At 47.8% G+C, this 24,021-nt stretch carries 19 protein-coding genes, 9 tRNA genes, 3 rRNA genes and 1 other annotated feature; all 31 genes read right to left on the reverse strand.

From position 1 onward, the window contains the following. Window positions 1-20 precede the first annotated feature (20 nt). Entirely contained in the window at window positions 21-635 is a 615-nt protein-coding gene (gene ruvA / locus NLBNIHML_RS10625; RefSeq protein WP_036616866.1) for a Holliday junction branch migration protein RuvA, read from the reverse strand. Then, window positions 632-1,135 (reverse strand): crossover junction endodeoxyribonuclease RuvC, encoded by a 504-nt coding sequence (gene ruvC, locus NLBNIHML_RS10630; protein WP_076252971.1) that lies wholly within the window; start codon window positions 1,133-1,135, stop codon window positions 632-634. The genes ruvA and ruvC overlap by 4 nt, the downstream gene beginning before the upstream one ends. A 306-nt stretch (window positions 1,136-1,441) precedes the next feature. Next, window positions 1,442-2,134, reverse strand: a complete 693-nt coding sequence (locus NLBNIHML_RS10635; RefSeq protein ID WP_342570891.1) for a BofC C-terminal domain-containing protein — start codon at window positions 2,132-2,134, stop codon at window positions 1,442-1,444. Window positions 2,135-2,376: 242 nt separating this feature from the next. Continuing rightward, window positions 2,377-2,450: transfer RNA gene (locus NLBNIHML_RS10640), tRNA-Pro, on the reverse strand. A 7-nt stretch (window positions 2,451-2,457) separates the two neighbouring features. Then, window positions 2,458-2,536 (reverse strand) — tRNA-Leu (locus NLBNIHML_RS10645). A 17-nt stretch (window positions 2,537-2,553) separates the two neighbouring features. Beyond that, window positions 2,554-2,630 (reverse strand) — tRNA-Arg (locus NLBNIHML_RS10650). Between the two features lie 6 nt (window positions 2,631-2,636). Continuing rightward, a tRNA-Gly gene (locus NLBNIHML_RS10655) sits at window positions 2,637-2,711 on the reverse strand. Window positions 2,712-2,734: 23 nt separating this feature from the next. Further along, window positions 2,735-2,812 (reverse strand) — tRNA-Asp (locus NLBNIHML_RS10660). A 27-nt stretch (window positions 2,813-2,839) separates the two neighbouring features. Continuing rightward, a tRNA-Met gene (locus NLBNIHML_RS10665) sits at window positions 2,840-2,913 on the reverse strand. 18 nt (window positions 2,914-2,931) lie between these two features. Then, window positions 2,932-3,007, reverse strand: a tRNA-Val gene (locus NLBNIHML_RS10670). Window positions 3,008-3,013: 6 nt separating this feature from the next. Beyond that, a tRNA-Glu gene (locus NLBNIHML_RS10675) sits at window positions 3,014-3,085 on the reverse strand. Between the two features lie 4 nt (window positions 3,086-3,089). After that, window positions 3,090-3,165: transfer RNA gene (locus tag NLBNIHML_RS10680), tRNA-Asn, on the reverse strand. 84 nt (window positions 3,166-3,249) lie between these two features. Beyond that, window positions 3,250-3,366: ribosomal RNA gene (gene rrf / locus NLBNIHML_RS10685) — 5S ribosomal RNA — on the reverse strand. Between the two features lie 76 nt (window positions 3,367-3,442). Beyond that, window positions 3,443-6,368: ribosomal RNA gene (locus NLBNIHML_RS10690) — 23S ribosomal RNA — on the reverse strand. A 313-nt stretch (window positions 6,369-6,681) separates the two neighbouring features. Further along, window positions 6,682-8,233: ribosomal RNA gene (locus tag NLBNIHML_RS10695) — 16S ribosomal RNA — on the reverse strand. The 16S, 23S and 5S rRNA genes sit together here with 9 tRNA genes alongside, the layout of an rRNA operon. Before the next feature lie 544 nt (window positions 8,234-8,777). Next, the gene (locus NLBNIHML_RS10700; protein ID WP_494354349.1) at window positions 8,778-10,406 is read right to left on the reverse strand and encodes a LysM peptidoglycan-binding domain-containing protein; all 1,629 of its coding nucleotides are present in this window, start codon (window positions 10,404-10,406) and stop codon (window positions 8,778-8,780) included. A gap of 196 nt (window positions 10,407-10,602) precedes the next feature. Beyond that, window positions 10,603-11,487, reverse strand: coding sequence for a branched-chain-amino-acid transaminase (ilvE, locus tag NLBNIHML_RS10705; RefSeq protein ID WP_339237053.1), 885 nt, complete (start codon window positions 11,485-11,487; stop codon window positions 10,603-10,605). A gap of 146 nt (window positions 11,488-11,633) precedes the next feature. Continuing rightward, complete coding sequence (gene pheA, locus NLBNIHML_RS10710) at window positions 11,634-12,506, reverse strand: prephenate dehydratase (RefSeq protein WP_339237055.1); 873 nt, start codon at window positions 12,504-12,506, stop codon at window positions 11,634-11,636. After that, window positions 12,503-13,471: a homoserine kinase gene (thrB, locus tag NLBNIHML_RS10715; protein ID WP_494354350.1), complete on the reverse strand. Its 969-nt coding sequence runs from the start codon at window positions 13,469-13,471 to the stop codon at window positions 12,503-12,505. The genes pheA and thrB overlap by 4 nt, the downstream gene beginning before the upstream one ends. Beyond that, a complete protein-coding gene (gene thrC, locus NLBNIHML_RS10720; RefSeq protein ID WP_339237058.1) occupies window positions 13,468-14,538 on the reverse strand; it encodes a threonine synthase in 1,071 nt (356 codons plus the stop codon). Before thrC ends, thrB begins: the two co-directional genes overlap by 4 nt. 104 nt (window positions 14,539-14,642) lie before the next feature. Then, a complete protein-coding gene (locus NLBNIHML_RS10725) occupies window positions 14,643-15,929 on the reverse strand; it encodes a homoserine dehydrogenase (RefSeq protein ID WP_494354351.1) in 1,287 nt (428 codons plus the stop codon). A 58-nt stretch (window positions 15,930-15,987) separates the two neighbouring features. Then, window positions 15,988-16,425, reverse strand: coding sequence for an ACT domain-containing protein (locus tag NLBNIHML_RS10730; RefSeq protein WP_017692625.1), 438 nt, complete (start codon window positions 16,423-16,425; stop codon window positions 15,988-15,990). Window positions 16,426-16,654: 229 nt separating this feature from the next. Beyond that, window positions 16,655-17,965 carry a GTPase ObgE gene (gene obgE / locus NLBNIHML_RS10735; RefSeq protein ID WP_339237061.1) on the reverse strand — a complete coding sequence of 437 codons (1,311 nt, stop codon included), beginning with the start codon at window positions 17,963-17,965 and terminating at the stop codon, window positions 16,655-16,657. A 17-nt stretch (window positions 17,966-17,982) separates the two neighbouring features. Beyond that, complete coding sequence (locus tag NLBNIHML_RS10740; RefSeq protein ID WP_339306014.1) at window positions 17,983-18,780, reverse strand: Spo0B domain-containing protein; 798 nt, start codon at window positions 18,778-18,780, stop codon at window positions 17,983-17,985. 90 nt (window positions 18,781-18,870) lie between these two features. Continuing rightward, the gene (gene rpmA / locus NLBNIHML_RS10745) at window positions 18,871-19,182 is read right to left on the reverse strand and encodes a 50S ribosomal protein L27 (RefSeq protein WP_017692622.1); all 312 of its coding nucleotides are present in this window, start codon (window positions 19,180-19,182) and stop codon (window positions 18,871-18,873) included. A 23-nt stretch (window positions 19,183-19,205) separates the two neighbouring features. Beyond that, a complete protein-coding gene (locus NLBNIHML_RS10750; protein WP_036605912.1) occupies window positions 19,206-19,535 on the reverse strand; it encodes a ribosomal-processing cysteine protease Prp in 330 nt (109 codons plus the stop codon). A 14-nt stretch (window positions 19,536-19,549) separates the two neighbouring features. Continuing rightward, the gene (gene rplU, locus NLBNIHML_RS10755) at window positions 19,550-19,861 is read right to left on the reverse strand and encodes a 50S ribosomal protein L21 (protein WP_017692620.1); all 312 of its coding nucleotides are present in this window, start codon (window positions 19,859-19,861) and stop codon (window positions 19,550-19,552) included. 14 nt (window positions 19,862-19,875) lie between these two features. After that, window positions 19,876-19,960 (reverse strand) — a sequence feature (ribosomal protein L21 leader region). Between the two features lie 56 nt (window positions 19,961-20,016). Then, the gene (locus tag NLBNIHML_RS10760) at window positions 20,017-21,267 is read right to left on the reverse strand and encodes an Rne/Rng family ribonuclease (protein WP_494354352.1); all 1,251 of its coding nucleotides are present in this window, start codon (window positions 21,265-21,267) and stop codon (window positions 20,017-20,019) included. A 107-nt stretch (window positions 21,268-21,374) separates the two neighbouring features. Then, a complete protein-coding gene (locus NLBNIHML_RS10765) occupies window positions 21,375-22,235 on the reverse strand; it encodes a M50 family metallopeptidase (RefSeq protein ID WP_339237068.1) in 861 nt (286 codons plus the stop codon). After that, complete coding sequence (locus tag NLBNIHML_RS10770; RefSeq protein ID WP_494354353.1) at window positions 22,228-23,076, reverse strand: peptidoglycan DD-metalloendopeptidase family protein; 849 nt, start codon at window positions 23,074-23,076, stop codon at window positions 22,228-22,230. Before NLBNIHML_RS10770 ends, NLBNIHML_RS10765 begins: the two co-directional genes overlap by 8 nt. A 150-nt stretch (window positions 23,077-23,226) precedes the next feature. After that, complete coding sequence (minD, locus tag NLBNIHML_RS10775) at window positions 23,227-24,021, reverse strand: septum site-determining protein MinD (protein ID WP_024633965.1); 795 nt, start codon at window positions 24,019-24,021, stop codon at window positions 23,227-23,229.

The raw sequence follows: 24,021 nt of genomic DNA on the forward strand, positions 1-24,021 counted from the left end.
ATTATAATATGCAATTTGTATTATCCCGTAAACAGCATTTGCAGCGCTTTTTTCATCAACACATCAACGGAATCCGCTGTAGTAACATCCTTCTTCAATTTGAGCCATACTTTATCAAGTTCACTGTCAGTATACCCAAGTGCCTTGAGACCTTCACGTGCCTCATCCCAGGCTGAACCACTTCCCGACTCTTCCGATGGAGGAGCGAACAAACCTGTTGCATACGCTGCCGCGCCGAAACTATCCAGCTTATCCTTGAGATCCAGAATCATGCGTTGTGCAGTCTTCTTGCCGATGCCTGGCAATTTGGTCAAGAACGTTAAATTCTCTTGGTAAATCGCTGTAACCACATGTTCTGGTGTACCTCCAGCGAGTATGCCCAGCGCCACTTTGGGACCAATACCGGATACTTCAATCAGTTTGCGGAACAAACGCTGTTCATCCCGTGTCACAAATCCAAACAGCAGCATCGCATCCTCACGCACATGATGGTGAGTGTACACGGTAATTTCGCCTTCTTGCTTAGCGAACGCAAATGGATTCGGACAAAATACGCGATACCCCACACCATGAACGTCCAACACAATATAATCATTCTCTACATGAATGAACTGTCCTCTTAGAAAATCAATCATTTTCGCAATACCTCATTCAACTTGGAATTTAATGTATAAGAGTGCGCATGGCACACGGCTACAGCCAACGCATCCGCTACGTCATCCGGTTTAGGAATGACTTGAAGACGCAAGAACATTTTGACCATCTCCTGCACTTGCTTCTTCTCAGCCTTACCGTACCCAACAACAGCCTGCTTGATCTGCATTGGTGTATACTCTGCAATAGGCAAACCCTTCTGTGCAGCAGCAAGTACCATGACGCCCCTAGCCTGACTGACAGACATCGCTGTTGTAACGTTCCGATTGAAAAAAAGTTTCTCTAACGCTACTGCGTCCGGTTTGTACTTATCAATTAATTGCACCATACCTTCATATACATGAAGCAACCGTTCCTCTTCAGGGGTATGAGCTTCCGTCTGAATACATCCATATTGTACGGGTACCACTTTACTGCCGATTTTATCCACAAAACCAAAACCAACAATCGCAATCCCCGGGTCAATTCCCAAAAAACGCAAAACCATCTCTCCCTCACAAAAGCGAACATATGTATCGTTCATTTCATTATAACAAAAGATAGACCCTGCGGCAGGAAAAACTTTGTCTAACCCATTACTCGTCTTTATTCGTGATTTTTTTCATGTTTATTCGTATTTTCATGTATTTCGGCAAAAACGACAAAAAGGACATCTCTTCGATGTCCATCACCACATTCCACGTATATTGGATTTCTATCACTTAGTTTCGCGAAATACCAATGCCACTGGTCTCCAACTATCTAATTAGTACTTCAGCATCTTAACGTTGTAAGTTAGCACAAAAGATTACCCGCCATTGCGGATTAAATGATGATCTTCATCCACCGCATAGTCACTAAACGTTGAGATTACGCTATCATACTCATCCTTGTCCTGAATCCGGATACCCTGCTGCAATTGCTCCAGCACCCCTTCAGGCAAAGAACTCTCCAACGTCCCCACATCCAATTGAAAAAACGTACGAATAACCTTCTCTTCTGCAGGCTTACCCTCATACAAATTAAGGTTCCCCACAGCATCTATGCTAATATACGCCTGCTGTTTGCAAAGCGGTGAAAGGTCATCTACACGTTGCTTCAAATGCAACTCATCTGATGTTCTAACGGTAGCATCCCATTCCGGATGTTGAACCAGCAGCATCTTCAACTGTGGTCTAGCCATCTTGCCCAACTGTTCTGTCTCCACTCCGCAAATGTACTGTGTTTCCAAAACCACACTCGTTAAATGATCCGGATCAGTATCAAGTTGCTCTACTAACGCCTGAATCTCCTGATCAGATCTAGTCTCCGGCGTAACAGGTCCCATCACACTAGTTGCCTCACTAAAATTAGTGGTCAGCAAACGTTCAATCGCCGATGAGATAGACAATCCGCTGTAAGCCAATATCGTAACTGCAAGCAAAGCAACCGTCATCCATACTGTTCGTTTCCACCGTCGCCAGCGTCTCTTGAATTGTTTCCTGAAGTTAAACGTGTTCACATGAACCCCTTCTATCACTTTTTAAACCTATTGTGACCTAAAGAACGAGGCTTTATGCAAAACTTGTCGTCTGAAGAGTAACCCGTATATTCATGAAGCAAGGGACCATGGGCCAATAGCTGATGGCATATTGAAAGTTATGTTAAGCACACATCGTAATCGTAATCCCTTTAATATCGCAACGTAATAAAGATAAACACAAAAAAAGTACTATCTATAAGTTAGATAGTACTTTTTCGAGATCGGGATGACACGATTTGAACATGCGACCCCCTGGTCCCAAACCAGGTGCTCTACCAAGCTGAGCTACATCCCGTTATATATACCGGCGAGAGGACTCGAACCTCCACGGTTTCCCACTCGATTTTGAGTCGAGCGCGTCTGCCATTCCGCCACGCCGGCAAATTATGAAGTTATAATGGCGCGCCCTGAGAGATTCGAACTCCCGGCCTTTTGATTCGTAGTCAAACGCTCTATCCAGCTGAGCTAAGGGCGCAAATATTGGAGCGGAAGACGGGAATCGAACCCGCGACCCTCGCCTTGGCAAGGCGATGCTCTACCGCTGAGCCACTTCCGCATACGGTATTGATAGATATAAAATGGCGGAACCGACGGGATTCGAACCCGCGATCTCCTGCGTGACAGGCAGGCATGTTAGGCCAACTACACCACGGTTCCAGATCACTTTCCATTGGGAAAGTCTAATTGCGGGGGCAGGATTTGAACCTGCGGCCTTCGGGTTATGAGCCCGACGAGCTACCGGGCTGCTCCACCCCGCGTCGTTATTAAAAATCTTATGGTGGAGGCTGAGGGGATCGAACCCCCGACCCTCTGCTTGTAAGGCAGATGCTCTCCCAGCTGAGCTAAGCCTCCATAATATGACCCGTAGGGGATTCGAACCCCTGTTACCTCCGTGAAAGGGAGGTGTCTTAACCCCTTGACCAACGGGCCTTAATGGCTCCCCGAACAGGGCTCGAACCTGTGACAACTCGATTAACAGTCGAGTGCTCTACCAACTGAGCTATCAGGGAATAATATGCATTTGCAGGGCAAATGCATTCCATCGTACAATGTCCACATGCAGAGCTTGTTTTCTATGTATGATGAAAGAGTTCGCTTGGCGGCGTCCTACTCTCCCAGGACCCTGCGGTCCAAGTACCATCGGCGCTAGAGGGCTTAACGGTCGTGTTCGGGATGGGTACGTGTGGAACCCCTCCGCCATCGCCACCAAACGCATAGCTTACATTTCAGAGTTGTTGTTCTCTGAAAACTAGATTCGAAACGAAACATGCGAATTATCACTTGCTATTGGATAAGCCCTCGACCGATTAGTACTGGTCAGCTCCATGCATTGCTGCACTTCCACCCCCAGCCTATCTACCTCGTCGTCTTCAAGGGGTCTTACATACTGGGAAATCTCATCTTGAGGGGGGCTTCACGCTTAGATGCTTTCAGCGTTTATCCCGTCCGTACATAGCTACCCAGCGGTGCTCCTGGCGGAACAACTGGTACACCAGCGGTACGTCCATCCCGGTCCTCTCGTACTAAGGACAGCTCCTCTCAAATTTCCTACGCCCACGACAGATAGGGACCGAACTGTCTCACGACGTTCTGAACCCAGCTCGCGTACCGCTTTAATGGGCGAACAGCCCAACCCTTGGGACCTACTTCAGCCCCAGGATGCGATGAGCCGACATCGAGGTGCCAAACCTCCCCGTCGATGTGGACTCTTGGGGGAGATAAGCCTGTTATCCCCAGGGTAGCTTTTATCCGTTGAGCGATGGCCCTTCCATGCGGTACCACCGGATCACTAAGCCCGACTTTCGTCCCTGCTCGACTTGTAGGTCTCGCAGTCAAGCTCCCTTATGCCTTTGCACTCTTCGAATGATTTCCAACCATTCTGAGGGAACCTTTGGGCGCCTCCGTTACTCTTTAGGAGGCGACCGCCCCAGTCAAACTGCCCACCTGACACTGTCCCCGCACCGGATTACGGTACCAGGTTAGAACCTAGATACGATCAGGGTGGTATCCCAACGTTGCCTCCACGCAAGCTGGCGCTCACGTTTCAAAGGCTCCCACCTATCCTGTACAGATCGTACCCAAATTCAATATCAAGCTGCAGTAAAGCTCCATGGGGTCTTTCCGTCTTGTCGCGGGTAACCTGCATCTTCACAGGTATTAAAATTTCACCGGATCTCTCGTTGAGACAGCGCCCAAGTCGTTACGCCATTCGTGCGGGTCAGAATTTACCTGACAAGGAATTTCGCTACCTTAGGACCGTTATAGTTACGGCCGCCGTTTACTGGGGCTTCGGTTCACAGCTTCGGATTGCTCCTAACCACTCCCCTTAACCTTCCAGCACCGGGCAGGCGTCAGCCCGTATACTTCGCCTTACGGCTTCGCACAGACCTGTGTTTTTGCTAAACAGTCGCTTGGGCCTTTTCACTGCGGCCCCCTCGTGCTATTCACACTACCGGGGCACCCCTTCTCCCGAAGTTACGGGGTCATTTTGCCGAGTTCCTTAACGAGAGTTCTTCCGCGCGCCTTAGAATACTCTTCTCGCCTACCTGTGTCGGTTTGCGGTACGGGCACCTTCACCTGGCTAGAGGCTTTTCTTGGCAGTGTGAGATCATGACCTTCGCTACTACAATTTTCGCTCCCCATCACAGCTCAGCCTTATGATGTGCGGATTTGCCTACACATCAGCCTTACTGCTTAGACGGACATCCATCAGTCCGCGTCACTACCCTACTGCGTCCCCCCATTGCTCATAACGGCTTACGGTGGTACAGGAATTTCGACCTGTTGTCCTTCGACTACGCCTTTCGGCCTCGCCTTAGGTCCCGACTTACCCTGAGCGGACGAGCCTTCCTCAGGAACCCTTAGGCTTTCGGCGGATCAGATTCTCACTGATCTTTTCGTTACTCATACCGGCATTCTCACTTGTATAATGTCCAGCGCTCCTTACGGTACACCTTCAACCCTTATACAACGCTCCCCTACCCCTGATGCAAAGCATCAAGCCATAGCTTCGGTGGTGTGTTTAGCCCCGTTACATTTTCGGCGCAGAGTCACTCGACCAGTGAGCTATTACGCACTCTTTCAATGGTGGCTGCTTCTAAGCCAACATCCTGGTTGTCTGTGCAACTCCACATCCTTTCCCACTTAACACACACTTGGGGACCTTAGCTGATGGTCTGGGCTGTTTCCCTTTTGACAATGGATCTTAGCACTCACTGTCTGACTCCCGGAAGTAAGTCTATGGCATTCGGAGTTTGACTGAGCTTGGTAACCCTTGCGGGCCCCGCACCCAATCAGTGCTCTACCTCCACGACTCTGTTTTCCGAGGCTAGCCCTAAAGCTATTTCGGGGAGAACCAGCTATCTCCGAGTTCGATTGGAATTTCTCCGCTACCCCCACCTCATCCCCGCACTTTTCAACGTGCGTGGGTTCGGGCCTCCAGTGCGTGTTACCGCACCTTCACCCTGGACAGGGGTAGATCACCCGGTTTCGGGTCTACGTCCACGTACTATGTCGCCCTATTCAGACTCGCTTTCGCTGCGGCTCCGGCTCTCCACCTTAACCTTGCACGGGAACGTAACTCGCCGGTTCATTCTACAAAAGGCACGCCATCACCCCTAAAACGGGCTCTGACTTTTTGTAAGCACACGGTTTCAGGTTCTATTTCACTCCCCTTCCGGGGTGCTTTTCACCTTTCCCTCACGGTACTGCTTCACTATCGGTCGCTAGGAAGTATTTAGCCTTGGCAGATGGTCCTGCCGGATTCATACGGGGTTTCACGTGCCCCGCACTACTCGGGATCCGTCTCGGAGGGAACAGACTTTCAATTACAGGGCTTTTACCTTCTTTGGCGGGCCTTTCCAGACCTCTTCGCTTAACCGGTTCCTTTGTAACTCCATGTGAGACGTCCCACAACCCCAAAGAGCAAGCTCTCTGGTTTGGGCTTCTCCGCGTTCGCTCGCCGCTACTGACGGAATCACTATTGTTTTCTCTTCCTCAGGGTACTTAGATGTTTCAGTTCCCCTGGTATGCCTCTACACAACCTATGTATTCAGTTGTGAGTAACTGGAAATTACCCCAGCTGGGTTTCCCCATTCGGACACCCCCGGATCAAAGCTTGCTTACAGCTCCCCGAGGCAGTTTCGTTGTTCGCCACGTCCTTCATCGGCTCCTAGCGCCTAGGCATCCTCCGTGTGCTCTTAGTAGCTTAACCAAATTGCTCCGGTTTCGATTGCTCACTTCCCTTGTTTTGGACTGCGTCCAAAGCCAAAAGTCGCTCCCACTCGATACCATCGCAACAGCAATTAACTACCGTTTTTATTGAAACTTGTTATACACAAGTTCAGCTAAAAAGGAATGTTCTAATTCGCATTTACTTTCGTTTCGATATCTAGTTTTCAAAGAACAAGCTCCATGCAAAAGCAAGCTGTTTGAGAGTTTGAGCTCTCAAAACTGAGCAACGAGTGAGTAGTTTGCAGCTAAGCTGCGTATTTGAATGTTTCCACTCTGGAAACGATTCTCCATAGAAAGGAGGTGATCCAGCCGCACCTTCCGATACGGCTACCTTGTTACGACTTCACCCCAATCATCTATCCCACCTTCGGCGGCTGGCTCCTTGCGGTTACCCCACCGACTTCGGGTGTTATAAACTCTCGTGGTGTGACGGGCGGTGTGTACAAGACCCGGGAACGTATTCACCGCGGCATGCTGATCCGCGATTACTAGCAATTCCGACTTCATGCAGGCGAGTTGCAGCCTGCAATCCGAACTGAGACCGGCTTTTTAGGATTCGTTCCACCTCGCGGCTTCACAGCCCGTTGTACCGGCCATTGTAGTACGTGTGTAGCCCAGGTCATAAGGGGCATGATGATTTGACGTCATCCCCACCTTCCTCCGGTTTGTCACCGGCAGTCACCTTAGAGTGCCCATCCGAAATGCTGGCAACTAAGATCAAGGGTTGCGCTCGTTGCGGGACTTAACCCAACATCTCACGACACGAGCTGACGACAACCATGCACCACCTGTCTCCTCTGTCCCGAAGGAAAGATACATCTCTGCATCGATCAGAGGGATGTCAAGACCTGGTAAGGTTCTTCGCGTTGCTTCGAATTAAACCACATACTCCACTGCTTGTGCGGGTCCCCGTCAATTCCTTTGAGTTTCAGTCTTGCGACCGTACTCCCCAGGCGGAGTGCTTAATGTGTTAACTTCGGCACCAAGGGTATCGAAACCCCTAACACCTAGCACTCATCGTTTACGGCGTGGACTACCAGGGTATCTAATCCTGTTTGCTCCCCACGCTTTCGCGCCTCAGCGTCAGTTACAGCCCAGAGAGTCGCCTTCGCCACTGGTGTTCCTCCACATATCTACGCATTTCACCGCTACACGTGGAATTCCACTCTCCTCTTCTGCACTCAAGTCACCCAGTTTCCAGTGCGATCCGGGGTTGAGCCCCGGGATTAAACACCAGACTTAAATGACCGCCTGCGCGCGCTTTACGCCCAATAATTCCGGACAACGCTTGCCCCCTACGTATTACCGCGGCTGCTGGCACGTAGTTAGCCGGGGCTTTCTTCTCAGGTACCGTCACCTTGAGAGCAGTTACTCTCCCAAGCGTTCTTCCCTGGCAACAGAGCTTTACGATCCGAAAACCTTCATCACTCACGCGGCATTGCTCCGTCAGGCTTTCGCCCATTGCGGAAGATTCCCTACTGCTGCCTCCCGTAGGAGTCTGGGCCGTGTCTCAGTCCCAGTGTGGCCGATCACCCTCTCAGGTCGGCTACGCATCGTCGCCTTGGTGAGCCGTTACCCCACCAACTAGCTAATGCGCCGCAGGCCCATCCCCAAGTGACAGATTACTCCGTCTTTCCAGTTCCCTTCAGGCGAAGGAAACAACTATTCGGTATTAGCTACCGTTTCCGGTAGTTGTCCCAAACTTGAGGGCAGGTTGCCTACGTGTTACTCACCCGTCCGCCGCTAAGTATCAAAGAAGCAAGCTTCTTTGATACTCCGCTCGACTTGCATGTATTAGGCATGCCGCCAGCGTTCGTCCTGAGCCAGGATCAAACTCTCCAATAAAGTATTGAAAAGAGCGATAAGCTCATTTTGAATCTGACGAGATTAAACATCTCATTTGTGCTCCAGTCGATCCAAGCCAAGGCTTGTTTCAACTTTCGCGTTCATTCTGCAAGCAGAATGTTTACTCACTCGTTGTTCAGTTTTCAAAGATCAAACTTGTTTCTTCATTTATTGTGTTTCCCGTGTCAGCCGTGTGTTTCAGCGGCGACTTAAATAATATATCATACGGCTGAATCTAATGCAACAGTTTTTTTCATTTCTTTTCTTTACTAGTTTTGCATTAGCTAAAGCGATCATATCGGTTCCCTAACTTGTCCTATTATCGCGGTACGCTCATAGGGTACAACAAATATTTTAGCACATATATGAAAGGGGTTTCAATATTTCTCTACAAAATGCTCCCATTATTCCTGAAAAATTATATTTCCTTTATATGCAATTCATTGTTCATTCAGAGTTAGCGGGAAGCCAGCTCCCTATTACAGAGTTAACTTCCCGCTAATATTATAGGTAACTTACTTCTCTATCGATCGCAGTCCTCTGGTTAGTTTTGTATCCATGGATTACGACGCTTTTTATTTGATTTCCGTTGGTTGGAAGTAGCTACACCCTCTCTGGATGTTTTTCCTGACACGGATACTTTGGATTTGTTCTTCAGAGGAGCCTTGCTCGTTCTGCGTTTTGCGGCTGCTGGCTTATTTCCGGTTTGCTTGGACTTCGCCTCCGAATCTGATCCAACCTCTTCAATGCTTACCTGACTTAAGTTAGCGTCTTCACGCCCTCCCTTTTTGCCACCACTGCCTTGCCCTTGAGGAGGATACATTTCGCCAAATGCTCCAAGCGGGGACGGCGGAACCATGTTCTGTGTAGGATACGGATTCTGATATGCATACTCAATAGGCTGGTTTGGCATCGTTGATGTAGACATTTCAGGTGGCATACCATACGAAGGACCGTACATGTTCATGTTCCAAGCCGGTTCCTGGTAACCATAAGAAGGATAAGTATACTGAGGGACATGTGTATGTGATCCACATCCGCATGGAGGATACGGAAGCATAGAGTATGGAGATATGAATGGTGGCTGATGATTCATATGACTAGGTGCTGCATACGTTGGAAATGGACTATTCACTTCGCCAGCTGGTGCAATCGGAAATGAGTTGTTTTGCATTTCTGGAGACAGATTTGGCATAACGTTATTGTGGTTATAGCTCTGCTCCGCACCCGTCCACGGGCTGTTAGTCATTTCACTGCCACTGTAAGGGCTAACTTCCGAAATCCCTGGAAACGGCGCATTGTTACTCACTTCTGCCGTGTACATGTCTTGCTGAATACCATACACCTCTTGTGCAGGAACCGGAATTTGAACATAAGGATGCTCCGCTGGCGCATGATGCAACTTGTTACCACAACCACAGGGCTTTTTCGTTGCTGGTGCAACCTCAGTTGGAGGCTCGGTATTAGGCATTACAGGCAAAGGCATAATTTCAGGCGAAAGATTAGGCATTGTGTATTTCTTGGATTCCGCTACAGGTTTAACTTGAACTTCGGGTTTAACCTCTTCTTTTTTCGGCATTTCCTTTTCGGGTTTCACTTCAGGAAGTTCTGGCAACTGCGGCAGCACCTCCAGTTCAGGCTTCACATTCGGTTTTTCTGGATTAGCTGGTGGTGGAGCAGGTACTGGGACTGGAACCTCTGATACCGGAGCAGGAGGAGTTGGTGCAACTGGAGCAGGTTGTTCCGGTTCTTTGACTCCCGTGTATTCCTTACCTTCAGGCGACAATTTTTCATTTGCAGCAATGTTGCTGGCACCAGAGTTAGACATCGTGTTTCCTTGTGCATGCATCGAGGGAATGTAGACCGTTTCCCCCACCAGAAGAGCATTCGGATTTTTCAACTGTGGATTGGCATTGATCATTTCTTTTAAAGGAACTCCCCAGGCTTGTGCCAACTTCCATAACGAATCTCCTTGCTGAACCTTGTGACTGTGGAGCATACCCTCCGGCTTCGGTGTTACTGGCTCTGCAGGGATTTTGACTTTCATGCCAATATCCAGCTTATCGGGATTTGTGATTTGCGGATTAGCCGCGATCAATTTGTCCAGCGCAACATTGTATTTTTGGGACAGCAGATATAATGTGTCGCCTTTTTTCACCATGTGTATTTTCACAGGGAACTAACCTCCTAGACGTCATACTTGGGCAGTACATTCGCCCATACCGTTACTACATCCTATGCAGAAACCGGGCTAATGACATCAACTAAACAAAAAAAATCCTCCTGTCGTTAAAAATTCCCATACACCAGGTATGCTGAATTTTATCAGACAAGGAGGATTCCTGTTCCCTATGCTATACAATTCTTACTTAAGATTCCCACACTTTATAACCATCTTTGTCAACAATCTGACGGAATGCTTCCAGCAGTCTCAGCGTTACAGGACCTGCGACACCCGTACCAATTGTTCTTCCATCCACTTCACATGCAGCGATAACTTCTGCAGCTGTCCCGGTGAAAAAGACTTCGTCTGCGATATACACATCATGCAGGGTGAATGGCACTTCTTTTAATTCAAGCTCCAGTTCTCCACATAGATCGATAATGGCTTGACGTGTAATCCCTTCAAGAGCACCGAGATAACAAGGCGGCGTGTATACTACACCATTTTTGATGATGAAGATGTTATCACTTGAACCCTCGGTAACGTAACCTTGGGAATTCAACATAATCGCTTCTCCAGCACCTGAATAGTTAGACTGGATTTTAACCAGGATGTTATTCAGATAGTTCAATGATTTAATTTTCGGATTCAAAGCGTCCGGGATGTTCCGACGTTGGGATACGGACACTGCTTTTAATCCAGTCAGATACGCTTCCTCCGGATAAATCGCCAATTGCTCCACGATGATGATTACGGATGCCTTAGGGCAACGAAGCGGGTCCAAACCAAGATTACCAGGGCCACGTGATACGATAAGACGAATATACCCATTACGCATATCATTGCGGCGCACCGTTTCAGCCATCACTTCCAACATCTCATCCATGGACAGCGGGATGTTCAAACTGATGGATTTTGCCGAATCATACAAACGATCCAAGTGAGCCTTACATCTGAAAATATTTCCGTTATAGATCCGAATACCTTCGAAAATCCCGTCTCCGTACAAAAATCCATGATCATATACCGAAACGGTTGCGTTCTCTTTGGTCACATACTGACCATCCAAATAGATCCACTGCTCTGCCACCGATGACTGCACCTCCATAAAATATCCATTTCCCTAACTCCGAACGTTATAACTCGTCCATTGTACATCAAATGAAAAGCTCTTACTTGTTCATTCTATCCAGAATTATGACAACCTTCTAACATTCCAACCATCATACAGGTCGATTACCTCGAAGGATATGTATAACAAGGATAGCTACCAAGAACACGCACCTGACAATTCAACGCCTCTATCTCAGCCATGGCTGCAGTGAGCAATACCGAATCGACCGTTTCCACAACATCAATGTAGAAATAATAGCTGCCCAATCGTTTCTTCGTTGGACGAGATTCAAGACGGGTCAGATTCAGCTTCCGCCAGGCAAATGCCGACAATACCTGATGCAACGCTCCCGGTGCATCTTCTGGCAATGTCACGAGCAAGCTGGTTTTCACATGATCCGGTTCACGAGGAATAACCACAGGTTCATGGCCGATAAGCACAAAACGGGTATAGTTATTGTCATGATCTGTAACTCGTTCAGCCATAATGTCCAGACCATGCTTCTGAGCAGCAAGCTTGGTACCGATGGCTACCCAGCCCTTACCCGGATTTTTCTTCACAATCTCTACAGCTTCGGCTGTACTGTTCACACCTTCAAGATCCGCATCAGGCGAATGCAGCCGAATAAAGTTCTGACACTGCGGAATAGCCACAGGATGAGACATGATCTTGGTAATTTTACTAAAATCATACTCGCCGCTCTCCGTCCTGAATTCAACCCCATGTCCAATGACATTCTGGATGGACGGGTATATCCACTCTGCTTGCATTGGAATATCCACTTCATTCACAAGCCAGTCCATGTGAAGGCTAACGGAACCTTCAATTGTATTTTCCATCGGAATGACACTGTATTGTGTTTTTCCACTATCTGTTGCTCGAAAAACATCTGAAATCAGCTTGGAGTGAAGCAAATCTAACGGTTCACTGTTAAAAAGGAAATCAATCGCCTCATGGGAAACTGAGCCTTCAGGTAATACTGCAATTCTTTTCATGCATTAACTTCCCCTTTGATTCTGTCCAAAAAAGGACGTTCGTCTTGATCAGGCAGCACGGTTACACCGTCCAAATCCGGATCGAGCCACAGTGCAGAAGCTGATATGCCCTCCCGCTCCATGGTGTTCAGCAAATATTGTTCCAATTCCGCTTTGCGGGTGTCATGACGATCTACCAAGGTTAATACGGTCGGTCCCGCTCCGCTCAGGGCAGCTCCCAACGCTCCATGATCGACAGCATGTTCCAATATCTCAGCCATGCCTGGCACCAATGATGCCCGGTACGGTTGGTGAATTCGATCTGACATCGCCTTCTGAATCATATCCAGTCGCCCACTCGCCAAAGCGGCAACGAGCAGCGAGGATCTGCTAATGTTATGCACCACATCAGACATGCCAAATTGCTCTGGAATCACATTCCTTGCTTTTGAAGTAGACAGTTGGAATTCAGGTACAACAACCAAAGCCTGCAAATCCTGGGGTGGCTCAATACGAATATGATCTACCCGCACACCATCCCATGCAGCCGTAATAATACCCCCATAGAGTGATGCACCCACATTATCAGGATGCTTCTCGAGGGAGGTGGCTATATCCAGAAGTTTCGCATCCGATAAAGGAGTACCAATTAATGCATTCGCTGCCGCCAGTGCACCAACGATGGCTGATGCACTACTGCCGAGTCCACGCGTAAGTGGAATATCGGAATACATGGAAATCTCCAATTCAGGTACAGACACCCCAGCTTCATCGAATACCATCTGTGCGACTTCGTAAATCAAATTCGATTTATCCGTAGGCAGGCCTGTCAAATGATCGCCGTGTAGATGAAATGTCGTCTGCTCGGCAGGTTTCATCTCCAACCAGGCATACAGAGACAATGCCATGCCCAGGGTATCAAACCCCGGACCGAGATTGGCTGTGCTTGCAGGTATTTTTACGGTTACCTTTTCACGCAAACTCATACAGATTGCTGCTCCAATTGTGCAATGGCCGCCATTACTGCTTCTTCCGTATCTTCAACAACAAGCGGCTCAGTCGCTACTGTTTTGATCGCAATATTCGGATCTTTCAGGCCATTACCTGTCAGTACGCAAACTACAGTCTCTCCGCCTTTAAAGTACCCTTCGCTCTTCAGTTTGTATACACCAGCAAGGGAAGCCGCAGAAGCAGGTTCAGCAAAAATCCCTTCCCGAGATGCAAGCGTACGATACGCTGTCAGGATCTGTTCATCCGTTACATAGTTAATCTGTCCACCAGATTCCTCAGCTGCAGCTACAGCCGTTTTCCAGCTCGCCGGATTACCGATTCGAATCGCTGTGGCTACTGTTTCAGGCTCAAGAATCGGTTCACCTTTGACAATCGCCATCGCACCTTCGGCTTCGAAACCAACCATGCGTGGCAGCGTGTTGGATTTACCAGCCTCTTTGTATTCTTTGAAGCCTTTCCAATAGGCCGAGATATTCCCCGCATTACCAACTGGAATAGCCAGAACGTCAGGCGCTTCGCCCAGTTGTTCAACCACTTCAAACGCTGCTGTCTTCTGTCCTTCGATCCGGAACGGATTCACAGAGTTTACAAGCGTGATCGGATGTTTGGCTGTGATCTCACGCACAATCTCCAGTGCACGGTCAAAGTTACCATTAATCGCAATCACTTTGGCTCCATAAATCATGGCTTGGGCCAGTTTACCCAGTGCAATGTTATTATTAGGGATCAACACGATACAATTGAGGCCACCACGTGCGGCGTAGGCTGCTGCAGCTGCTGACGTGTTACCTGTAGATGCACACATGATCGTACGGCTACCCTCTTCCATCGCTTTGGCAACCGCCATAACCATACCGCGGTCTTTGAAAGATCCTGTAGGATTCAAACCTTCATACTTGAAGTATACTTTTAAGCCGAGCTCCTCAGACAGATTCTCTGCATAAATCAACGGTGTATTCCCTTCCTGAAGCGTAAGCAGTGGTGTATTTTCATTAACCGGAAGGTGCTCTCTGTACGTTTGCAAAAGTCCTTGATATCTCATTGTGGGTAAACTCCTTTATGTTTTAATAATCTGATATGATGACCTGATGATACGGGTATAATTTATAACGGAAATAATGAAGATGCAGTATGGGGTGAGGACAATTATCCTTCGACCCGGTATACACTCTTAATGCGACGAATGACGCTGAGTGATTCAAAATGTTTTAACACTTTATCCATGCTTGCCTTACTTGCATTATGCGTAACGATAATGATCTCGGCATCCGGGTTGTGCTCATTCGGCTGTTGAACAACCGACGCCAGACTGACATCATATTCAGCGAAAATTTGTGTAATTTGTGCCAATACACCGGCTTTGTCGTCCACGTGCAGTAAAATAAAGTTTTTCGACACGATCTGCTCATCGCTTTGCATTCGCTTCTGCTTATAAGGAACAATTGCTTTGAGACCGTTCACGCCAAGTTTGAGGTTTTTGGTAACCGCCACAATATCAGCTACAACCGAAGTTGCCGTTGGCAGTTCTCCCGCACCCGCACCGTAGAACATGGTCTCCCCTACAGCTTCACCGTGTACATATACTGCGTTGAACACACCATTGACTGAAGCAATGGGGTGATTCTGTCTAACCATTGTCGGCTGTACGCTAATCGTAATCTCATCGTCAATCCGGTCCGCAATACCAAGTAACTTCATCTCATAGCCCAGTCTTCTGGCATACGTTATGTCTTCACGAGTAACGGAGGATATGCCTTTAACAGTTACATCCTTCAACTCCACATTAGTGCGGAAACCCAGTGTGCTCAAGATCGCCATTTTGCGAGCTGCATCAAGTCCTTCCACATCGGAGGTTGGATCCGATTCAGCGTATCCCAGCGCCTGTGCTTCGGCCACCACTTCTTCATAGGATGCACCTTCCTGACTCATTTTGGTCAGAATAAAGTTCGTTGTTCCGTTCACTATCCCCATAATGCGAGTAATCCGGTCGGAAGAGAAACCTTCAATTAACGTACGAATGATTGGAATCCCTCCCGCAACACTCGCCTCATAGAACACATCACATTGCTTTTCCTGCGCCTTCGCCAAAATCTCTGTACCATGCAGTGCCATGAGATCTTTGTTCGCTGTTACGATATGCTTCCCACGTTCCAACGCTTCAAGAATATACTCTTTCGTCTGATCAATGCCACCCATGACTTCAACGATGACATCAATATCCGGATGACGAATGACTTCCCAAGGATCTTCAGTGAGTTTGGCACGGTCTACAGCAATAACACGTTCTTTCTCTGTATTTTTCACCGCGATCTTCTCAATGACAATCGGCGATCCAACCTGACTGCTCAGATCCTCCTGATTCCCTTCCACAATGCGAACGACTCCCGTTCCCACAGTTCCCAGACCCAACAATCCGACTTTTACTGGTTTCACTAACGATCTACCCCCTAATGTCTATTCTTGTCTGTCAGTCCTGTATATTAAAGCCTCATTAACCTTGGCCTACAATACGTGTGCGTCTTACTCCAGGCATATCTTGCATTCGATCCAGCATTTCACCAATTTCGCCATGAAGATGTGTCGTTTCCACTGAAATGACAACATTGGCTCTTCCTTGAAGCGGTATACTCTGATTAATCGTGAGCACGTTGGCTCCATAACCTGCTACATGTCCAAGCACACGAGACAAGATCCCTGACTGATGCTCCAGATCAATAGAGATCGTTACAATTCTCTCCCGTTCAAGCTGGTTGATCAGATGAATTCCATCCTTGTACTTGTAAAAGGCGCTCCGGCTTAATCCAACCTGTTCAACCGCCTCATGCACTGTTTTAACATCACCAGAAGCCAGTAGTTCTTTTACCTGCATGGTCTTCACCACAGCCTCCGGTAAAATATCTTCCCGTACCAAGTAATAGCGTTCGTTCACAGAACGTCCTCTCCTCAAAGACTCATGTATTCATATAGTGGACATTATATAGGATCTACGACAAAAGGGCAATACATGACATGCCTATTTTTTGAAATGTATTCCTCACAGTATACAAGTTTATGCCTCTCCCATGTCAGGAAAAAACAAAAAAAACGCAGAGCTGCGGGTCAACTTCCCACTTCTCTGCGTCTGTATATCAATCTGTCTCTCCACGGAAGACAGTTACTTAGTAGTAACTGCTGCCTTCCACAAATTCAAATTCAAAGTCTCCAATACGCACGATGGTGCCTTCTACAGCTCCACGCTTACGCAACTCAGCGTCCACACCCATATAACGCATTGTACGTGCGAGTTTCAATATAGCTTCATGCGAGTTCAATTGCATCCGTTTCATCATGCGATCAATCTTGGCACTTTCGACAACGAACATTTCATTCTCACGCAAGATGCGGAAACCATCGTCCTCTTTTTTGTCCAAGCTGTACACTTTACGTTCGGATACGTCTGCTACCTCTTCAACCACTGGCTCGTCCGGAATCTGATCCAGGAGATCAGCGGCACGATACAAGAGCTCTTGAATCCCTTTACGAGTCAGAGATGAAATAGGCATCACTTCAATATCCGGTTGCACCTCACGAACTTGCTGCAAAAATTGCTCCAGGTTTGCTTCAGAGTCCGGCATATCCATTTTATTGGCTGCTACAACCTGCGGTCTCTCAGCCAAAAGCGGATTGTACAGTTTCAGTTCATCATTAATTTTCTGCCAGTCTTCAAATGGATCGCGTCCTTCTGAACCCGACATGTCCACCACATGAATAATAATACGGGTACGCTCGACATGACGTAAAAACTCATGTCCCAGTCCGATTCCTTCATGTGCGCCTTCAATCAGACCAGGCAAATCGGCCATAACGAAGCTTCGGCCTTCTCCTACACCAACTACACCCAGGTTCGGTGTGATGGTTGTGAAATGATATGCACCAATCTTTGGTTTGGCTGACGAAACGACAGAAAGCAGCGTGGATTTCCCGACACTCGGGAAACCAACCAGACCAACATCTGCCATCACTTTTAGCTCTAATACGATGTAACGCTCTTGGCCTTCTTCACCATTCTCGGCAAGTTCAGGCGCAGGATTGTTCGGTGTGGCAAATCGGATGTTACCCCGACCACCCCGACCACCACGAGCAATAACAACTTGTTGACCGTGACGTGTCATATCCGCCAGTACTTCTCCACTGTCTTCATCCAGAATGACAGTTCCTGGTGGAATGCGCACAATCATGTTCTCAGCGTTTGCACCGTGCTGACTTTTATTACGTCCCTTCTCACCACGTGGGGCCTTGAAGTGACGCTGGTAACGAAAATCCATCAACGTCCGCAGACCTTCATCCACCCGGAAAATGATGTCAGCCCCTCTGCCTCCATCGCCCCCGGCGGGTCCACCGTTTGGAACATACTTCTCACGACGGAAGGAAATAATTCCGTCCCCTCCGTCTCCGGCTTTTACATAAATCTTCGCTTTATCTACAAACATTGGTTAACCCCTTCTTCCTATATTCCACACGGCATTCTGAATTGTATAAACGTATCCTCAGACGGAAACTGCTCCGTTCTGACTTTTTTTCCTTGGAGTACGGCAGTAAGCTGCCGCAATGTTTCCGGATCGGGTGTTTGATCCCCATCCAGTCGGACAACCACATCTCCATGATCCTGCCCGAAGTTCAAGGTCAGTTTGCGAACCTCTCCCCAAGAAGACCGGCCGCCGCCATATTGATAGGCTCTGATTGCATCTGCAATCGCCCCGGTAAGTGACTCGCCATCCTCGGGAGAGACCAGAGCACTAAGCTGCAACTCTTCTTCTATTTCCACATGCAATTCCAGCGGCATTCCACTGGCCCGAAAAGATTGAAGATAAAATACGAGCGAAGGAATACCCAACCTGGAGATTCGACTCTCTTCCGTAACCCGCTCTTTTATTCTTTCCACACATTGCAGGGATTTATCAAGTTTGCCCATCCGAAGATATCCATATAACACCTGAAGGTCGTTCATCCAGTCGTGTCGATGATGATTTAATGAAGCAATTGCTGTCTTTTCCATGGATTGTATGATGGTTCTGCGTTCCGCCTCCGCCTGTTTCTTCATCGCATTCACAGAAATGAACAATACTGCGACGGACCACAATGCGCATACGACGCTTGAGATCATCGCCGGATACAACATAACGAAAACCAAAGGAATCAGAAGTGAACATGCCGCAATCCACGGCACTCTTTTCCAAGATTTCATGGCTTCTCCCCGTTCTACAAAACTCGGTTGGTCTACACCCACCGTAACCAAGTATAACATGTCTTTTCTGCCAGTTCATTACCGAATAACCGTTGAATACAAAAAACCTTCGGCAAAAATGCCGAAGGCTCCTTAGGCGGAATGCCGATATTACGCTTCTACTGCTGCTGCTACAGGAGCAACATTAACAGGATAGATGCTTACTTTTTTGCGATCGCGTCCCCAACGTTCGAATTTTACAACGCCGTCGATTTTCGCGAACAAAGTGTCATCTTTACCGATGCCAACGTTAGTTCCTGGGTGAATTTTCGTTCCGCGTTGGCGAACGAGAATGCTACCACCAGTTACAGTTTGACCATCAGCACGTTTAACACCCAGACGTTGAGCATTACTGTCACGTCCGTTCTTCGTGGAACCTACACCTTTTTTCGATGCGAATAACTGAAGATTTAATTTCAACATGATTGGTTGTCCTCCTTCTTTGCTTATTTGAATTGCTGTATTTTAATATACTTCCCGTATGACTCTGCAATATTAGAGAGCATAACCACCATGGATTCGAGCAACAGTTGTACCTGGGACCAGGTTTCCCCTCTCTCCAACAAAGGTAAAGAACCACTTAAAAAGCCATTCTTCATCTTGGCATCCATTTCGACACCGGTCAATGTTTCAATTGAGTTCACCGTACCCACTGTAACAGCGGATACCCCGGCACATACGATATCTTCTCCCCGCTTGGCAAAATTGGCATGCCCTTCGATGGAAAAGCGTTCGATGTTCCCGTCCTCATCACGAAAGATTTGAACGATAATCACTTATCGCACCTTCTTTACGCTTTGATTGTTTCGATAGTTACTTTAGTGTACGGTTGACGGTGACCTTGCTTCACATGGTAGTTCTTTTTAGGTTTGTATTTGTATACGATAACCTTTTGTCCTTTGCCATGTTTCTCCACTTTAGCCGTTACAGTAGCTCCGGAAATCAATGGTGTACCTGCTGTCAAACCTTGATCGTTAGATACAGCCAGGACACGGTCGAACGTTACGCTTTCGCCATCGTTCGCAGTCAATTTCTCGATGAACAGAACATCGCCCTCTTGGACTTTGTACTGTTTGCCGCCTGTTTCAATAATTGCGTACATTTGCCTTGCACCTCCTCATGTCTCAGACTCGCCCGTTCTCAGGTGACAGCCTCCTTGCGGAACTGTTCTTATACCCGGCCAGTGCGGTTACAGCATGTGCAAGACCAATAGGCTAAACACATACTTGAAGATTATATCACGCAATATATCAAAAATCAATGCAAAGGTGAAATATATCTTTTTCCCGTTCCATGACAGGAAGAACACGGCTCAACATAGGGCAACGTACTTTCTTCCCGCACTTTCTTACGGGTAAGTTCGAGCAACCCCAGCTTGGTCCAACCCATTACAAACGCTTTGGTACGATCCTTTTTGAGTTCACCCTCCAAGGTTGACGCAACTTCATGCCGATTCGAGGCTTCCTCCATATCAATGAAGTCGACAATTATCATGCCACCGATATCCCGCAGACGCATCAGACGGGCAATCTCCACTGCTGCCTGCATGTTGGTCTCCGTTACGGTCTCTTCTAGACTGTCACCGCCAGCTCCTGTATATTTGCCTGTGTTCACATCCACTACAGTCAGAGCTTCAGTATGGTCAATGACAATATATCCGCCTCCGGGCAGCCAGACTTTTCGGGCAAAATCCTTATTCAACTGTTCCTGTACACCATAGGCAGCAAAGATGGATTCTGTACCCCGATACACCTGAACTTTGGGTTGATGACCAGGACTAATCTCTTCCAGCAATGCTTTTACCTCACGGGCTTGTCCTTCACTATCGGTGATGACCTCATCACTGCCTGGTGTGTACACATCTCTGATGATTCGCTGCACCATGCTATGATCCCGATGCAGGAGGCTTGGCGAAGGCAAACTGTCCGCTTTTTCACGAATCAGGCACCACTGCGCACGTAATGTTTCCAAGTCCGACTTGATGGCTTCATGCTGCTCTTCTCCAGATACGGTTCGAATAATAAGTCCTTCTTCATCCCGCCTCAACTGCTCCCCAAGTGCCTTAAGACGAGAACGATCCCCTTCACGGGCAATCTTCTTGGAAACCGCCACATAGTCGGCAACAGGCATGTAGACAAGCCAGCGGCCCGGAAGTGAATAATGAGTCGTCACCCGGGCTCCCTTGCCTCCTACCGGTTCTTTCAGAACCTGAACAATGACTTCCTGACCTGGACGAAGCAACTCCGAGATGGAAGGCTTCACCTTAGGTTGCTTCTCCAGATGGGGATGTAACACATCATCCACATACAGAAACGCATTCTTTTTCTGACCGATATCCACAAAAGCAGCCTGCATACCCGGTAGCACATTAACTACCCGTCCCTTGAAAAAGGAACCCAACAGTCCACGCTCGCGTGTACGCTCTGCTGTAAATTCCACAGCTTTGCCTTCTTCCAGAAGCGCCATTTGCATGAGGTTATGTTCATTATGTACGATCATTTGTTTCATGGCTTCACCTCTAGAAGACAATTCAATTCATCCACATCCATTTCAGCTCTCTTTACCATTCTCATTGTACATGTATTAACCCATTTCAGAACAGGTCCACCAGAACACTACAATTTATCGCCATTTTGTTGAAAATAGGACCCGATAATGCGTTGTTCAGGCAATACGGCCATAATTTGTCCCTGTCTGTTCATCACGTATACCATATGGTATCTTTCTCTCTTTAATAGACGCAAAATAGTGTCCAAAGGTTTCGCTGGAAATGAGATTATTGGCTGCGCCAAACTGCCAGCAGCCGCGTGACGAGTGAACGCCCCTTCTCGATTCATCAGAAAACGAATAAAGCGATAAGGTACATTTCGGTAATCCGTCAGATTGGAATAGAACAAAAAAAGACCGATTAACAGAATGTTTAACGGTAAGCCGTAGTCTCCAGTAAACCATCGGCAGATCGCATACAAAACAACTCCTACGCTAAACAGAATGCTAATTCTGTAAGTCCACATTAATGTTGTATAGTAGGGTGCCCACAGACTGACAAGCGCCTGAACAATTTTTCCTCCGTCCAGAGGAAGTACAGGCAGCAGATTAAATAGGGCGATGAGCAGGTTTCCCTGAATGATATAATTGAGAAAAACCGGATCGCCGAGATGGCCATACTGCAACAATAAAACCACACCAACCATCAGCATGTTTTGTAATGGACCTGCAAGAGCAATCATGATTTCCCGGTAGGCCGTGATCGTACCTCCATCTTCAATAACCGCTACTCCTCCAAAAGGAAGCATCTGGATTGACAAAACACGATAGCCCAGAAGGGCCGCCGCCGCAGCATGTCCACATTCATGAATGAATACGATGGCAAACAGCGTAATAAGTTCAATGAAATGTCCAGTCAGGAGGGAGGCCATCATGATAATTACAAAAAACGGATGAAACGTAATACGGACCCCCCACACCCTAATCAAGGGCAACAACTTCCGCTGGGTCTACGTACTCCTCCCCCTCTTTGACCGCAAAATAGAGCGTGGCCGGTTGCTCACCACCCGTAGCTTTGAGACTCCCCACTGGATTCCCCGCTTCCACCCAATCATTCACGTTCACTTCACTTTCGTTCAGCCGACCGTATATTGCCGTGACATTGCCTGTATGTTGAATCACAACGGTGAATCCACTTGCTGCATCTCCGATAACCTCCATGACACGTCCAGCATCCGAACTTGCGACCTGTATAAGTTCTGCACCAGCAGCATCCGGAACGATCTCAATTCCTTTCATGCTCAGCGCGAATGGCTGAACCACTGTTCCTGAGATTGGTTTACCCAGTAATTGTCGTATGCCTGAGCCATTGACAGCATCCGTCGTATGACCAAGAACAGGCAGAAACGAAGGCGTTCCTCCAAAATGGCGTTCATACCAGGCTGCTGCAGAGGCAAAATCCATATCTCGATGGAGTGCATCGGCAATGACTGTTTTGGGAGCTTTCGTCCACGATGTATCTAATTGAAACAGCCCCCATACTCCGCCGAATATCAAAGCGCTAATGACCGTTCGTTTTAAAAGTGACTTGATTAGGTTGAATCTCGAATGCCCCCCTGGAACGAAACGACCGTTCTCTTTTTTCCACAACCATTCTGGATCTCTTTCTTGTATCCCTTCACTAGGCGTAAACGGTTTCCGGAGCATGATCTCATTCTTGTCCAACAATGAACCTACTTTTTGCTCCTGTAAGACCTCCACAGTGGCTCCATCCATCAGTCGCCGAATGCGTTCTTCTCGTCTCTGCTTGATTCTGAGTTTCGTGTTCATGGAATATCCTCCCGCCGAGGCTTGTTTACTACATCCTATGAAGAGGTGGATGATAATATGAACAAGCCTGCCGGTCAGATAACAAAAAAAGCCGGGCTATGCGCCACGGCTGTCATGTATTTAAAATTATGAATAAGTTCGTTTAACGAGTTAACCCATTCCGAAGAACTTTTTGAAGCGAGAAAAAGCACCCTTTTTCTGCTCCAGCTGCATTAATGGGACCGTATCTCCCAGAATGCGGCGTGCAATATTCCGATACGCAATCGCTGCAAGTGAATCCGGATTCATGACCGTGGGTTCTCCTGAATTGGCAGCTTTGATGACTAGTTCATCATCAGGCACGATGCCAATCAGGTCAATATTAAGTACTTGTAAAATACCATCGATATCTAACATGTCACCCGATTTAACCATATTATTGCGAATTCGATTCACCACCAGTTTAGGTGATTGAATATGTGAACTCTCCAGCAGGCCGATGACACGATCCGCATCACGTACTGCAGCATTTTCCGGTGTAGTGACCACGATGGCCTGATCTGCTCCTGCTACCGCATTTTTGAACCCCTGCTCGATCCCTGCGGGGCAATCAATAATGACGTATTCAAAATCTTTTTTCAATTCAAGGATAATATCCTTCACCTGTTCTGGCGATACCGAGTTTTTGTCTCTCGTCTGCGCCGCAGGCAACATGTATAATTCTTCGAAACGCTTGTCTTTGACCAAAGCCTGATTCAGACGGCAGCGGCCGTCCGCAACGTCGCACAGATCGTAAATAATACGGTTTTCGAGTCCCATCACGACATCCAAATTACGAAGGCCGATATCGGTATCTACCAGACAAACCTTTTTGCCGAGCAGCGCCAGCGCTGTCCCGATGTTTGCCGAGGTGGTTGTTTTACCCACGCCGCCTTTACCCGAAGTGATCACGATCGCCTCTCCCAT

It is taken from the genome of Paenibacillus sp. JNU01, from assembly GCF_059130585.1.

Bases quoted from the DNA above. Each gene is read 5' to 3' on its own strand.
- ruvA (WP_036616866.1), bottom strand. From the start codon at position 635: ATGATTGATTTTCTAAGAGGACAGTTCATTCATGTAGAGAATGATTAT.
- pheA (WP_339237055.1), bottom strand. From the start codon at position 12,506: ATGAAAAGAATTGCAGTATTACCTGAAGGCTCAGTTTCCCATGAGGCG.
- thrB (WP_494354350.1), bottom strand. From the start codon at position 13,471: ATGAGTTTGCGTGAAAAGGTAACCGTAAAAATACCTGCAAGCACAGCC.
- thrC (WP_339237058.1), bottom strand. From the start codon at position 14,538: ATGAGATATCAAGGACTTTTGCAAACGTACAGAGAGCACCTTCCGGTT.
- obgE (WP_339237061.1), bottom strand. From the start codon at position 17,965: ATGTTTGTAGATAAAGCGAAGATTTATGTAAAAGCCGGAGACGGAGGG.
- NLBNIHML_RS10740 (WP_339306014.1), bottom strand. From the start codon at position 18,780: ATGTTATACTTGGTTACGGTGGGTGTAGACCAACCGAGTTTTGTAGAA.
- rpmA (WP_017692622.1), bottom strand. From the start codon at position 19,182: ATGTTGAAATTAAATCTTCAGTTATTCGCATCGAAAAAAGGTGTAGGT.
- rplU (WP_017692620.1), bottom strand. From the start codon at position 19,861: ATGTACGCAATTATTGAAACAGGCGGCAAACAGTACAAAGTCCAAGAG.
- NLBNIHML_RS10760 (WP_494354352.1), bottom strand. From the start codon at position 21,267: ATGAAACAAATGATCGTACATAATGAACATAACCTCATGCAAATGGCG.
- NLBNIHML_RS10770 (WP_494354353.1), bottom strand. From the start codon at position 23,076: ATGAACACGAAACTCAGAATCAAGCAGAGACGAGAAGAACGCATTCGG.
- minD (WP_024633965.1), bottom strand. From the start codon at position 24,021: ATGGGAGAGGCGATCGTGATCACTTCGGGTAAAGGCGGCGTGGGTAAA.